The following is a 14097-nucleotide window of genomic DNA, read 5'->3' as shown; positions in this document are numbered from 1 at the left end:
GAAGGGTCGTGCTTGGCACGTTGTTGGGTCCTGAAGGTACGGCCGCAAGGTCATGTCTTCAGTGCCGGCCCCAGTGAACTCACCAGTTTGTCTGGTGGGGTGATGGGTGGCTGGTCGTTGTTTGAGAACTACACAGTGGACGCGAGCATCTGTGGCCAAGTTTTTAAGGGCGCACGGTGGATGCCTTGGCACCAGGAACCGATGAAGGACGTGAGAGGCCGCGATAGGCCCCGGGGAGCTGCCAACTGAGCTTTGATCCGGGGGTGTCCGAATGGGGAAACCCGGCAGTCGTCATGGGCTGTCACCCACTGCTGAACACATAGGCAGTGTGGAGGGAACGAGGGGAAGTGAAACATCTCAGTACCCTCAGGAAGAGAAAACAACCGTGATTCCGGGAGTAGTGGCGAGCGAAACCGGATGAGGCCAAACCGTATGCGTGTGATACCCGGCAGGGGTTGCGCATGCGGGGTTGTGGGAATGAGCTTTCACAGTCTGCCGGCTGTGAGGCGAGTCAGAAACCGTATGGATAGGCGAAGGACATGCGAAAGGTCCGGCGTAGAGGGTAAGACCCCCGTAGCTGAAATCTGTACGGCTTGCTTGCTCATCTCCCAAGTAGCACGGGGCCCGAGAAATCCCGTGTGAATCTGGCGGGACCACCCGCTAAGCCTAAATATTCCCTGGTGACCGATAGCGGATAGTACCGTGAGGGAATGGTGAAAAGTACCGCGGGAGCGGAGTGAAATAGTACCTGAAACCGTGTGCCTACAAGCCGTGGGAGCGTCGCTCATTGGGTTTACCCAATGGGTCGTGACTGCGTGCCTTTTGAAGAATGAGCCTGCGAGTTAGCGGTGTGTAGCGAGGTTAACCCGTGTGGGGAAGCCGTAGCGAAAGCGAGTCCGAACAGGGCGTTTGAGTTGCACGCTCTAGACCCGAAGCGGAGTGATCTAGCCATGGGCAGGTTGAAGCGGAGGTAAGACTTCGTGGAGGACCGAACCCACCAGGGTTGAAAACCTGGGGGATGACCTGTGGTTAGGGGTGAAAGGCCAATCAAACTCCGTGATAGCTGGTTCTCCCCGAAATGCATTTAGGTGCAGCGTCGTGTGTTTCTTGCCGGAGGTAGAGCACTGGATAGGCGATGGGCCCTACCGGGTTACTGACCTTAGCCAAACTCCGAATGCCGGTAAGTGAGAGCACGGCAGTGAGACTGTGGGGGATAAGCTCCATGGTCGAGAGGGAAACAGCCCAGAGCATCGACTAAGGCCCCTAAGCGTACGCTAAGTGGGAAAGGATGTGGAGTCGCAGAGACAACCAGGAGGTTGGCTTAGAAGCAGCCACCCTTGAAAGAGTGCGTAATAGCTCACTGGTCAAGTGATTCCGCGCCGACAATGTAGCGGGGCTCAAGCGTACCGCCGAAGTCGTGTCATTGCAGCAATACTCCCAACGGAGGCTGTGATGGGTAGGGGAGCGTCGTGTGCCGGGTGAAGCAGCAGCGGAAGCTAGTTGTGGACGGTTCACGAGTGAGAATGCAGGCATGAGTAGCGATACACACGTGAGAAACGTGTGCGCCGATTGACTAAGGGTTCCTGGGTCAAGCTGATCTGCCCAGGGTAAGTCGGGACCTAAGGCGAGGCCGACAGGCGTAGTCGATGGACAACCGGTTGATATTCCGGTACCCGCTTTGAAACGCCCAATATCGAATCAGGCGATGCTAAGTCCGTGAAGCCGTTCCGGACCCTTCGGGGAATGGAAAGTGGTGGAGCCGACGAACCAGACTTGTAGTAGGTAAGCGATGGGGTGACGCAGGAAGGTAGTCCAGCCCGGGCGGTGGTTGTCCCGGGGTAAGGGTGTAGGCCGAGGGGTAGGCAAATCCGTCCCTCATAGAAGGCTGAGACCTGATGCCGAGCCGATTGTGGTGAAGTGGATGATCCTATGCTGTCGAGAAAAGCCTCTAGCGAGTTTCATGGCGGCCCGTACCCTAAACCGACTCAGGTGGTCAGGTAGAGAATACCGAGGCGTTCGGGTGAACTATGGTTAAGGAACTCGGCAAAATGCCCCCGTAACTTCGGGAGAAGGGGGGCCATCACTGGTGATCGGACTTGCTCCGTGAGCTGGGGGTGGCCGCAGAGACCAGCGAGAAGCGACTGTTTACTAAAAACACAGGTCCGTGCGAAGCCGTAAGGCGATGTATACGGACTGACGCCTGCCCGGTGCTGGAACGTTAAGGGGACCGGTTAGTGACCTTTCGGGGTTGCGAAGCTGAGAACTTAAGCGCCAGTAAACGGCGGTGGTAACTATAACCATCCTAAGGTAGCGAAATTCCTTGTCGGGTAAGTTCCGACCTGCACGAATGGCGTAACGACTTCTCGACTGTCTCAACCATAGGCCCGGTGAAATTGCACTACGAGTAAAGATGCTCGTTTCGCGCAGCAGGACGGAAAGACCCCGGGACCTTTACTACAGTTTGATATTGGTGTTCGGTTCGGCTTGTGTAGGATAGGTGGGAGACTTTGAAGCCCCAACGCCAGTTGGGGTGGAGTCGCCGTTGAAATACCACTCTGGTCGTGCTGGATGTCTAACCTCGGTCCGTGATCCGGATCAGGGACAGTGTCTGATGGGTAGTTTAACTGGGGCGGTTGCCTCCCAAAGGGTAACGGAGGCGCCCAAAGGTTCCCTCAGCCTGGTTGGCAATCAGGTGTTGAGTGTAAGTGCACAAGGGAGCTTGACTGTGAGACCGACGGGTCGAGCAGGGACGAAAGTCGGGACTAGTGATCCGGCGGTGGCTTGTGGAAGCGCCGTCGCTCAACGGATAAAAGGTACCCCGGGGATAACAGGCTGATCTTCCCCAAGAGTCCATATCGACGGGATGGTTTGGCACCTCGATGTCGGCTCGTCGCATCCTGGGGCTGGAGTCGGTCCCAAGGGTTGGGCTGTTCGCCCATTAAAGCGGTACGCGAGCTGGGTTTAGAACGTCGTGAGACAGTTCGGTCCCTATCCGCTGTGCGCGTAGGAATATTGAGAAGGGCTGTCCCTAGTACGAGAGGACCGGGACGGACGAACCTCTGGTGTGCCAGTTGTCCTGCCAAGGGCATGGCTGGTTGGCTACGTTCGGGAGGGATAACCGCTGAAAGCATCTAAGCGGGAAGCCTGCTTCAAGATGAGTATTCCCACCTCCTTGAGAGGGTAAGGCTCCCAGTAGACGACTGGGTTGATAGGCCAGATGTGGAAGCCCGGTAACGGGTGAAGCTGACTGGTACTAATAGGCCGAGGGCTTGTCCTCAGTTGCTCGCGTCCACTGTGTTAGTTCTGAAATAACGAACAGCTGTGATTACACACCAGCGTTCAAATTTCATAGTGTTTCGGTGGTCATAGCGTTAGGGAAACGCCCGGTTACATTCCGAACCCGGAAGCTAAGCCTTTCAGCGCCGATGGTACTGCAGGGGGGACCCTGTGGGAGAGTAGGACGCCGCCGAACAATCATTGTGGGAAAGCCCCGCACCTTCTGGTGCGGGGCTTTTCTGCGTTCACGGGCCGGTCGGGTGACCCGGTGCCGGGGTGGGCACGGCGGAAACGCCCCGCATCCCTTTCCTCCGTAATGTGGGTGTATGGGCTACGACCTGGTCATCTTCGACAACGACGGCGTGCTGGTGGACAGCGAGCCGCTCGCCAACAACGTCCTCGCCGGGTACCTCACCGAGCTGGGGCACCCGACCACCTACGAGGAGTCGGTCCGCGACTACATGGGAGCCGCCGGACGCCGGGTGCACGAGCTCGTCCTGGAGCGGACCGGGGAGCGGCTGCCTGCGGACTTCGACGAGACGCTGCACGCACGGATCAGTGCCGCGTTCGAGCAGGAGCTCAAGCCCGTCCCGGGAGTGGAAGAGGTCCTCGGGGCCCTGACCGCCCACGGCATCGGCTACTGCCTGGTCTCCTCCAGCGGTCACGAACGGATCCGGGTCGCGCACCGCGTGGCCGGCCTCGACGGATGGTTCGAGGAAGAATGGATCTTCAGCGCGGACGACGTGGGCCTCGGCAAGCCGGCGCCCGACCTCTACCTGCACGCCGCCCGGCAGATGGGCGTCGAGCCCGCGCGGTGCGTCGTCGTCGAGGACAGCCCGCGCGGGGTCCGGGCCGCCGCGTCCGCAGGGATGGACGTCTACGGGTACACCGCGATGCTGCCCTCGGACGAGCTCCCCGGAGCCACCGGGTACTTCGGCGACATGATGCAGCTCCCGCTGCTCCTGCAACTGCCCGTGTGATCTCTCTACCCACGGGTAGCCCCGGGGCCTACGCTGACCCGCCATGACGGATGATGTGCGGCTGCGCCGCGGCCGCGGCGCCCTGGGGTTCAGCTTCTTCGTGCAGGGCGTGACCTTCGCCCTGCTCGTCACCCGGATCCCGGCCATCCAGGACCGGTACGGGATATCCGACGGGCTGCTGCCCGTCTTCCTCGCGGCCGTCCCGGTCCTCGCGGGCGTGGCGAGCGTCGCTACCGAGCACCTCGTCAAGCGGGTCCCGCCGGGTGTCGTCCTGCGGTGGGCCCAGCCGCTGGTGCAGCTGTCCCTGCTCGGCGTGGGGGCGGGCGAGCGGCTGTGGCACGTGGCGGTGGCCCTGGGGGCGTTCGGGTTGTCGGTGGGGGCGCTGGACGCCTCGATGAACATGCTCGGGGTTAGCCTGCAGAAGGCGTACGGGCGGAGCATCATGCTGGGCTTCCACGCCGCGTACAGCCTGGGCGGCATCCTGGGGGCGTCGGCGGCCTGGTACGGGGCGCACGCGCACCTGGGCCTGTTCACCGGCTACCTGCCGGCCGTGGCCGTGCTGCTGCCGCTCGCGCTGCTGGGCAGCCGCCACTACGTCGACCGGTCCGACCGCACCGCGCCGGACGTCCCGGCGGAGAAGGGGCTGGGCGCCGGGGGGTTCGCGCTCCTGCTGCCGCTGTGCCTGGTGATGGCGTGCGCGTACATCGGGGATTCCACGGTGGCGAACTGGAGTGCCAAGTACCTCCAGGACGTGCTGGGGAGTTCGGAGCAGACGGCGACCGTCCCCTACAACGTCTACATGGTGACGACCCTCGTGGGGCGGGCCGTCGGCGACCTGGGCGTCCGGCGGTTCGGGGCGGTGGCCGTGGTGCGCGGCGGGACGCTGCTCGCGGCCTGCGGGTTCGCGGTCGTGGCGGCCGCGCCGGGGGTGGGGGCGGGGATGCTCGGGTTCACGCTGCTGGGCGTCGGGCTGTGCGTGATCGTGCCGCAGACGTTCGCGGCCGCCGGGCGGCTGTTCCCGGGGGCGTCCGACACGGCGGTCGCGCGGCTGAACATCTTCAACTACGTCGGGTTCCTGATCGGGTCCCCGCTCGTCGGCGCGATCGGTGACGCATGGAGCTACCGGGGCGCGATGCTGGTGCCGATGGTCCTGGTGCTGATCACGCTGCTGCATGCCCGATCGTTCGGGCCGGGGGAGGCCCGATACGGTGTCGACCATGAGCGGCGAGCCGGTGACCGGGTTGTTGATGTGGGACGAGGCGGTAACGGGGTATGACTTCGGGCCGAGCCATCCGATGGACCCGGTGCGCCTGGCGCTGACCATGGGCCTGGTGCGCGCCTTCGGGCTGGACCGGGCGATGGAGGTACGGGCGGCCCCCGCGGCCGGTGATTCGACGCTGAGGCTCGTCCACCGGGAGGACTACGTCGCCGCGGTGCGCGGGGTGTCGGCGGACCCGGGGTCCGCGGACGGGTCGTACGGGCTGGGCACGACGGACGATCCGGCGTTCCGCGGGATGCACGAGGCGTCGGCGCTGATCGCCGGTCAGTCCGTGGCGGGCGCGGAGGCGATCTGGCGGGGCGAGGCCGGGCACGCGGTGAACTTCGCCGGCGGGCTGCACCACGCGATGCCGGGCGCGGCGGCCGGTTTCTGCGTCTACAACGACGCGTCGCTGGCCATCGCGCGGCTGCTGGAGCTGGGCGCGGAGCGGGTGGCGTACGTGGACGTGGACGTCCACCACGGGGACGGCGTACAGGCGGCCTTCTGGGACGACCCGCGGGTGTTGACGGTCTCGCTGCACGAGCATCCGCGGACGCTCTTCCCACAGACGGGCTGGCCGGAGGAGACGGGCGGTGAGGCCGCGGAGGGTTCGGCGGTGAACGTGGCGCTGCCGGCCGGTACCGGGGACGAGGGGTGGCTGCGGGCGTTCCACGCGACGGTGCCGGAGCTGCTGGCGGACTTCCGGCCGCAGGTGCTGGTGACCCAGCACGGGGCCGACACGCACTTCGAGGACCCCCTCGCGCACCTGGCGGTGTCGCTGGACGCCCAGCGGGCCGTCCAGGAGGCCTGTCACGGACTGGCGCACGCGTACGCGGACGGGCGGTGGCTGGCGCTGGGCGGCGGCGGGTACGCGGTGGTGGACGTCGTACCGCGGTCGTGGACGCACCTGGTGGCGATCGCCGCGCACCGGCCGGTGGACCCGCAGGCGGCGGTCCCGGCGTCGTGGCGCGACGAGGTGTACGCGCGGACGCGGCAGTGGGCGCCGCAGCGGATGACCGACGGCCGCAGTCCGTCGTGGCGGGACTGGGAGGCGGGCTACGACCCGGCGGACCGCACGGATCAGGCCGTCCTCGCCACGCGGCGGGCGGTGTTCCCCCTGCGCGGCATGCTGACCTGACCGGGTGGTGCGGGCGGTGATGCATCGTTACGCCAACTGTGGGGCTGTTCGCCGGAATTGATGACCTGGCAGATGGGGTGGGAGAGCATCGGAGGGTGTTGAGCACCGGCGCGCTGCGTGCGCATCTGCTGGCCGCCCGGTTGGCCGGGCCCGTCGCCACCTCCCGGGAGGAGAGCCTGCGCAGCTACCGGCTGTTCGCGGCGCGGGACCCGAGGGTGCTGCTGGGGCTGGATCCCGAGTGGGGCTGGGGCGAGGGTGACCTGCTGAGGCTGATGGCGGACAAGTGCGGTGTCTCGGCGGATCCCTCGCACGTCAGCGGCCCGGACGTGATCGATCCGGAGCGGACGGTGGCGGCGCTGGAGGCGTTCGCGGGGCGGCTGCGGGAGGCGGCGAGGGCGGGGTCGCACGTGTTGTTCGGGACGGGCCATCCGCATCGGCTCCTGGGCTTCTACGCCGGTTTGGCCGAGGCGATGTCGGCGGCGGGATGTGTTGTCCTCACCCCGGCGCAGGGGGCGTGTGTCGACATGGCGACCCGGTTCGGCGTACGCACGCACTGCATCGCCTACGTACGGGGGGTCGCACTGGTGCGGGAACCCGGCGTGCGGCCGCCGGGGAGTGCGACCGGCGTGCACAGTCATTCGCCCCTGCCGGTTCGGATGGCGCTGGGGGCGCTGGCGGAGGCCGGCGAGCCGCTCCCGGACCTGGTGGTGGGTGACCACGGATGGGTCTGCGGTGCAGGTCAGCTGGGCGTGGAAGCGATCGGGCTGGCCGACACGGACGATCCTGCGCTCTTCGTGGGGGAGGCGGAGGGGCGGGTCTCCGTCGCCGTTCCGCTTGATGACGCCGTGCGATCGGACTACTACCATCCGCTTGCCCGGTTCGTGTTGGGCCGGGCGAGTCTGACGGGGCGACAGGAGTGGCCGTAGCTCCTCTTCCCCACTCGTATCACGCGCCCCTACTCTGGGGAGTGAGCGTGCGACGACGAGGAGTAACCGGAGGGGAAGCCGGTGCCCGTCATGCGCGGAAGGTCAAGGTGTGTCATGGCTGCTGGCGAGAGGCCTCTCAGTGAGGTTCAGTTCCTGACCGTGGCGGAGGTCGCCTCGGTGATGCGAGTGTCGAAGATGACCGTGTACCGGCTGGTGCACAACGGTCATCTGCCCGCAATCCGGGTGGGCCGGTCCTTCCGGGTCCCCGAGAACGCGGTCCACGAGTACCTCCGAGAGTCCTATGTGGGGGTGGAGTCGGCCTGAGACTGACGGGTCCTGACGCCTTCGTGACTCCCGGGAAGCACTCGGATTACGGGCTCGGAGCTCGGGCGGGTAGGCTAGGCCGACGTAGGTCGTGTGGGCCCAGACGCCCCGCACCAGTGAAGAGAAGTGAGCGAGGGTAGTCGTGGGCTCTGTTATCAAGAAGCGGCGCAAGCGGATGGCTAAGAAGAAGCACCGCAAGCTGCTCAAGCGCACCCGCGTCCAGCGCCGTAACAAGAAGTAAACGGCAGCTGTACGTGTTCTCCGCAGCCCCTCCACCATTCTTGGTGGAGGGGCTGCGGTGCAGCCGGGTACTTCTTCGAGGGAGGCGCTGAGCTCGTGGGGAAGGTCGTACTCGTCACCGGGGCTGCCCGGCAGCTGGGCGGCCGCTTCGTGCGCCGCATCCAGCGCGACCCGGACGTCGAGCGGGTGATCGCGGTGGACGCCGTGACACCGCCGCACCGGCTGGGGTCGGCGGAGTTCGTCCGTACGGACATCCGGCAGTCGTCGATCGCCCGGGTCCTGGCCGAGCACGCCGTGGACACGGTGGTCCATCTGGCGGTCACCGGCGGCCGGCCGGTCGCGGGCGGCGCGCACAGTGCCGTCAAGGAGACCAACGTCATCGGGACGATGCAGCTCCTCGGCGCCTGCCAGAAATCGCCGACGGTACGGCGGCTCGTGGTGAAGTCCAGTACCAGCGTGTACGGGGGGACCCCGCGCGATCCGGCCGTCTTCACGGAGACCACGCAGCCCAAGTCGCTGCCGTCGGGCGGCTTCGCCAAGGACGCCGCCGAGGTCGAGGGGTACGTACGGGGCTTCGCGCGCCGGCGGCCCGACGTCGCGGTGTGCGTGCTGCGGTTCGCGAACATCCTGGGGCCCTTCGCCGATTCGGCGCTCGCCGAGTACTTCTCCATGCCGGTGCTGCCGACCGTGCTGGGCTACGACCCGCGGCTGCAGTTCGTGCACGAGGACGACGTCCTGGAGGTGCTGCGGCTGGCCGCGCAGGAGCCCCGGCGCGGGACGCTGAACAGCGGGACCTTCAACATCGCGGGTGACGGCGTCCTGCTGCTGTCGCAGTGCTCGCGGCGGCTGGGGCGGCCCACGCTGCCGCTGCTGCTGCCCGCGCTCACCTGGCTGGGGTCCGCGCTGCGGGCGGTCGGCATCACGGACTTCTCGCCCGAGCAGATGAGGCTGCTCACCCACGGCCGGGTCGTGGAGACCACGCAGATGCGCGAGGTCCTCGGCTTTGAGCCGCTCTACACGACCACCGAGACCTTCGCGGACTTCGCGCGCAGCCGCGGCAGCGGGCTGCTGCCGCCCGAGCGGGTCGGGCGGGCCGTGGACCGGGTGGCGGCCATGCTGGACGCGGAGGGCCCGCGGGACGACGTCGACACGGTTGAGGGAGCGAGACGATAGTGGCGGACGCCAAAGTCATTCCGTTCGACGAGGACCGGCCGCGCCGGAAGCCCCGCCGCGTGCGGTCGGTGCCGGCGGCCGAGCAGGCCGCGCCTGAGGCCCGGGAGCCGGCCGCCCCCGTGCCGGAGCAGCGGGCCGCCCCGGCCGAGCGCGGTGCCGACTGGGACCGGCGGATCGCCGGCGGCCTGGCGTTCCTGCGCCGACGGGTCACCGGCGACTACGAGGTCGACGACTTCGGCTACGACAAGGAGCTGACGGACCAGGTCCTGATGTCCCTGATGCGGCCGCTGTTCGACAAGTACTTCCGGGTCGAGGTCAAGGGCATCGAGAACATCCCGGCGAAGGGCGGTGCGCTGATCGTGGCGAACCACTCCGGGACGCTGCCGCTGGACGGGCTGATGCTCCAGGTCGCGGTGCACGACCACCACCCGGCGGAGCGGCACCTGCGACTGCTGGCGGCGGACCTGGTGTTCATGCTGCCGGTGGTCAACGAGCTGGCCCGCAAGGCGGGGCACACCCTGGCGTGCGCGGAGGACGCGCAGCGGCTGCTGGAGGCCGGGGAGCTGGTCGGGGTGATGCCGGAGGGCTTCAAGGGGATAGGGAAGCCGTTCGGGGACCGGTACAAGCTTCAGCGGTTCGGGCGCGGCGGGTTCGTGTCGACGGCGCTGCGGGCGGGCACGCCGATCGTGCCCTGCTCGATCGTGGGGGCGGAGGAGATCTACCCCATGGTCGGGAACGCGAAGACGCTGGCGCGGCTGCTGGGGATCCCGTACTTCCCGATCACGCCCACGTTCCCGTGGCTGGGGCCGCTGGGGGCGCTGCCGCTGCCGACGAAGTGGACGATCCAGTTCGGTGAGCCGATCCCGACCGACGGGTACGCCGCGGAGGCGGCGGAGGACCCGATGCTGATGTTCAACCTGACGGACCAGGTGCGGGAGCAGATCCAGCACACGCTCTACAAGCTGCTGGTGCAGCGCAGGTCGGTGTTCTTCTGACGGTGGTGGGCCGGGGCTGAACGGCCCGGCCCACCACCGCTCTCGCGGGCGTCCCTACTCCGCGTCCTCCGCGCCGAGGCCCAGGCCCGGGAGGAGACCCGGGAGCAGGGGCGGCAGCGTGATCTCCGGCTTCGGGTTCTCCGGGGTGCCCGGGGAGGGCTGCGACGACTGCCCCGCGGGCGGGTTGAGCAGGTCGCCGGTACCGCCGAGGAGGCCGCCGTCGGCCGGCGGCCGGGTGCTGCCCGAGGGGGACGGCGCGGGGCTGCTGCCGGACGGCGTACCCGCCGAGGGGCTGGACTGCTTGGCACCGCCGGGCGTTTCCGGCTTGGCGGGGGAGCCCGACGAGCCGGAGCCGCCGCGGGTCTGCTCCGGCGGCTTGGGGAGCAGGCTCTGGAGCGGCGCCACGTCTTCGTCTATGGCCTGGAAGACCGAGTCCACTTCACCACCGACGTCGGTGAGCTGCACGGGGAGCTTCTCGCGCAGCTTGCCCCACGCGTCGCGGTGGGAGCGCGAGAACGACGACAGCGTCTGGATCGGGCCGAGGGAGCCGTCCCGGTCGTACGCGGCCTGGAGGAGGCGGTGGCCTTCCTCCGCGTCGTGCTTGACGCCCGAGAGCGCCCGCCGGATCGCGCCCAGGGACTCGTGGTCCAGGGTGCCCGTCCGGCCGCGCTCCATCAGCCTGCGGGCCTCCGACAGCCGGTTGGAGGCCCGGTCCAGATAGAGCTCTCCGCGCTCGGCGTCGTCGTCGGCCATGCCCAGCTTCAGGTCCTCCATCCCCCGCTTCACGGGGTAGAGGTGGTCACCGGGCAGGGCGTCGGAACTGGCAGCGGCCACTCCGCTGAAGGCCCCCGCGGCCACACCCACGGTGAGGCCGCCCGCTGCGATGCCCTTGGACCAGCGGGAGCGGGGCCGCAATTTCCGGAGCGGGGTCGCCCGGTGGGCGCCGCGGCCGGTCCGCTGCTCGGGCACCAGAGGGTCCGGGGCGGCACCGCCCCCGGCCCTCTCCTCCAGCACCATGGCCTCCATGGCGGCAACGAGCTGCGCCCGCTGCACCACTTTGACCTCGGGGTCCAGCACTGGGCGCGGCATCCGTTCGCCGAGCACGCTCGCCAGGGCCAACAACCGGTCGTGGTCAGCAGATTCGGCAGGTGCCTCGGACTGCTCGGCCGCCGGGTCCGGTTCCGAAAGGTCGGATGGGTTCCGATCCTCCAGGGCCTGGGCGAAGGCGTTCGCCCGCCGGTGCGGGGTCACGTTCGCGATCACTGGCGGCACCTCCTCTCGTCATGACGATCGACTCCCCAAGGTGTCCGGAAGGTTGCCTTCCTTGAGCACATCCACACTTTCGAGTGAGCGGCTTCGGGCAGGGCGTGTCCACAGGGAGCCTGCATTCCGCACAACGAGCGTCGCGGCAGTTGGGTTACGGACGAAGGATGATCGGACCACAGCGTCATCGAGGGGTCACCGGATGTGAGGTCGGATGAGGTTGTCTGGGCGGGTCCGTCAGCGGGCGTCTTCGGGGAGGAGGCGGGCCAGGGTGCGGACCGCCCGGTACTGGAGCGTCTTGATGGCGCCCTCGTTCTTCCCCATCACCCGGGCCGTCTCGGCGACCGAGAGGCCCTGCAGGAAGCGCAGGGTCACGCATTCCTGCTGCTGCGGATTCAGTTTCCGTACGGCTTCCAGCAGGGCCGCGTTGGAAAGGGACTCCAGGACGGAGTCCTCGGGGCTGCGCTCCACCTCGTTGGCGTCGAGCATCTCCCCGGTGGTCACCTCCAGCCTGAAGCGGCTGGACTTGAAGTGGTCCGCCACCAGGTTGCGGGCGATCGTCACGAGCCAGGCGCCGAAGTCGCGGCCCTGCCAGGTGAAGGTGGAGATGCGGCGCAGGGCGCGCAGGAAGGTCTCGCTGGTGAGATCCTCCGCGGTCGCCTTGCCGCCGACGCGGTAGTAGATGTAGCGGTAGACCGTGTCGCTGTACTGGTCGTAGAGGCGGCCGAAGGCCTCGGCCTCTCCGGCCTGGGCGCGTTCGACCAGGTCCATCATGCGGGCCTGGTCGCTGTCCGCCAGGGGGCGGCGGGGGGCGGCCTGGGTGCTCGTGCCGGCCGCGCCGTTCGAGCCGCCGGCCGCCGAGCGGCCTCGTCTGCCCACCGTCGCCCCGCCGTCGGTCAGGGCGTAGCAGGGACCGGCCGGGCCGAGGCCGGCAGGAACCGCGGCGGCGAAGGCGGGGGCGGTGTACGCGGTGGGGACGAAGCCGCGCAGGTGGTCGAGGACCGTTGCGCGCAGCTGAGCCAGGCCCGAGGCGTCAACCCCGACAGGTGGGTACACGGGACTCCCAGAGGCAGAGCTTCCATCACGTGCAGTGCGGGACCGTTCACCCGTCGTGGGGACGGATGACCGGTGGCATGCGTTTGAGGAGAATAACGCTTCGTACAGGCAGCGCTACACCCAGTTGCTCAAATCACCGGTTCCGACACTTCTGTTGCGTGTCCAGGGCATATTCGGTCGCGGTTGGTGATCGATTCTTGATCACTTGGATACGCGGAATGGACGCTTCGCAGGAGACCTGAGACCGAGTCGGGCAGCCCGGAGTGCCGCGCCCGAGGCGCGGGTAGAGGTGAGCGAATGCCGGGGGTCGGGCAGGGGGCCGGGGCCGGCGGCCGTGGCCGCGGCGGGGGTGCGGTGTGGCCTGGGGCTGGGCCCGGAACGGCTACTTGCGGCGTCGGTGCAGGGCGATGGCCGCGGCCGCGCCGCCCGCGATGGCGCCGACTCCGGCGGCCGCCGGGACGCCGACCTTCACGGCCTTGCGGCCGGTCCGATAGTCGCGCAGCCGCCAGTCGTTGGTCCGGGCATGCTTGCGCAGTTTTGTGTCGGGATTGATCGCGTACGGATGTCCGACCAGTGACAGCATCGGGATGTCGTTGTGCGAATCGCTGTACGCGGCGCAGCGTTCGAGTTCGAGTCCCTCGGCGGCGGCGAGGGCGCGGACCGCCTCGGCCTTGGCGGGCCCGTGCAGCGGTTCGCCGACCAGGCGGCCGGTGTAGACGCCGTCGACGGATTCGGCGACGGTGCCCAGGGCGCCGGTCAGGCCCAGCCGGCGGGCGATGATCGTGGCCGTCTCCACGGGGGCGGCGGTGACGAGCCACACCTTCTGGCCGGCGTCGAGGTGGGCCTGGGCCAGGGCGCGGGTGCCCGGCCAGATCCGCTCGGCCATGTACTCGTCGTAGATCTCCTCGCCGATCGACATGAGTTCGGAGACCTTGTGGCCCTTGACGATGGACAGGGCGCTGTCGCGGGCGTCCTGCATGTGCTCGGGGTCCTCGACCCCGGCGAGCCGGAACCAGGCCTGCTGCCAGGCGAAGCGGGCGAGTTCGCGGCGGCGGAAGAACTCGCGCTTGTAGAGGCCGCGGCCGAAGTGGAAGATCGCTGCGCCCTGCATGACGGTGTTGTCGAGGTCGAAGAAGGCGGCGGCGAGGTCGTCGCCCTCGACCGGGAAGGCGGGTTCCGCGAGGCCCTCGCCCGGTTCCCCGGGCTCCAGGAGGTCGAGGTCGGCCTCGTCCGCCTCGGTGTCGGTGAGCTGCTCGGCCCCGGCCTGCGCGGTCTTGCGGGCGGCTTCGGCCGAGGCCTCGCCTGCCAGCACGCTGCGTGCGGTGGCGGAGCGCCTACGAGGGGGGAGCCATCCGAGAGCGGCCATGACGCGAGCATAGCCACTGTGTTCGGGAGTTCCCGAACCGGTGGGAAACGGAGGCGTTAACTCTTCTCGACGGCGGCGGGCGCGGCGGTGGGACCCGCCGGG

General features: G+C 68.0%; 11 protein-coding genes and 2 rRNA genes. 10 read left to right on the top strand and 3 right to left on the bottom strand.

The features are described 5' to 3' along the window. The first annotated feature begins 153 nt into the window (after positions 1-153). From AC2RP6_RS18420 to AC2RP6_RS18375, 10 genes are all read left to right on the top strand, one after another. A 23S ribosomal RNA gene (locus AC2RP6_RS18420) occupies positions 154-3277 on the top strand. Positions 3278-3355: 78 nt separating this feature from the next. Further along, positions 3356-3472, top strand: a 5S ribosomal RNA gene (gene rrf / locus AC2RP6_RS18415). A gap of 130 nt (positions 3473-3602) precedes the next feature. Continuing rightward, positions 3603-4256 (top strand): HAD family hydrolase, encoded by a 654-nt coding sequence (locus tag AC2RP6_RS18410; protein WP_486447178.1) that lies wholly within the window; start codon positions 3603-3605, stop codon positions 4254-4256. A 43-nt stretch (positions 4257-4299) separates the two neighbouring features. Next, positions 4300-5532, top strand: coding sequence for an MFS transporter (locus AC2RP6_RS18405; RefSeq protein WP_486447177.1), 1233 nt, complete (start codon positions 4300-4302; stop codon positions 5530-5532). Further along, on the top strand, positions 5504-6652 hold the full coding sequence (locus tag AC2RP6_RS18400; RefSeq protein ID WP_486450371.1) for an acetoin utilization protein AcuC: 1149 nt from the start codon (positions 5504-5506) through the stop codon (positions 6650-6652). Before AC2RP6_RS18405 ends, AC2RP6_RS18400 begins: the two co-directional genes overlap by 29 nt. Positions 6653-6747: 95 nt before the next feature. Further along, a complete protein-coding gene (locus AC2RP6_RS18395) occupies positions 6748-7578 on the top strand; it encodes a phosphatase (RefSeq protein WP_486447176.1) in 831 nt (276 codons plus the stop codon). A 114-nt stretch (positions 7579-7692) separates the two neighbouring features. Then, entirely contained in the window at positions 7693-7902 is a 210-nt protein-coding gene (locus tag AC2RP6_RS18390; RefSeq protein WP_008738568.1) for a helix-turn-helix domain-containing protein, read from the top strand. Positions 7903-8044: 142 nt separating this feature from the next. After that, positions 8045-8143 (top strand): 30S ribosomal protein bS22, encoded by a 99-nt coding sequence (locus AC2RP6_RS18385; RefSeq protein ID WP_003948845.1) that lies wholly within the window; start codon positions 8045-8047, stop codon positions 8141-8143. Positions 8144-8238: 95 nt separating this feature from the next. Continuing rightward, entirely contained in the window at positions 8239-9315 is a 1077-nt protein-coding gene (locus AC2RP6_RS18380; RefSeq protein WP_486447175.1) for an NAD-dependent epimerase/dehydratase family protein, read from the top strand. Then, a complete protein-coding gene (locus AC2RP6_RS18375) occupies positions 9315-10310 on the top strand; it encodes a lysophospholipid acyltransferase family protein (protein ID WP_486447174.1) in 996 nt (331 codons plus the stop codon). The genes AC2RP6_RS18380 and AC2RP6_RS18375 overlap by 1 nt, the downstream gene beginning before the upstream one ends. A gap of 54 nt (positions 10311-10364) precedes the next feature. Here AC2RP6_RS18375 and AC2RP6_RS18370 read toward each other — a convergent pair whose 3' ends face one another. The 3 genes from AC2RP6_RS18370 to AC2RP6_RS18360 form a co-directional block, all read right to left on the bottom strand. Further along, on the bottom strand, positions 10365-11573 hold the full coding sequence (locus AC2RP6_RS18370) for a DUF5667 domain-containing protein (RefSeq protein ID WP_486447173.1): 1209 nt from the start codon (positions 11571-11573) through the stop codon (positions 10365-10367). Between the two features lie 237 nt (positions 11574-11810). Continuing rightward, complete coding sequence (locus AC2RP6_RS18365) at positions 11811-12629, bottom strand: ECF subfamily RNA polymerase sigma factor, BldN family (protein ID WP_030833467.1); 819 nt, start codon at positions 12627-12629, stop codon at positions 11811-11813. Positions 12630-13011: 382 nt separating this feature from the next. Further along, positions 13012-13995 carry an HAD family hydrolase gene (locus tag AC2RP6_RS18360; protein ID WP_486447172.1) on the bottom strand — a complete coding sequence of 328 codons (984 nt, stop codon included), beginning with the start codon at positions 13993-13995 and terminating at the stop codon, positions 13012-13014. Positions 13996-14097: the final 102 nt, after the last annotated feature.

Source organism: Streptomyces sp. WAC03905 (assembly GCF_057371075.1).
This window is presented reverse-complemented; position numbering and strand designations above follow the sequence as displayed.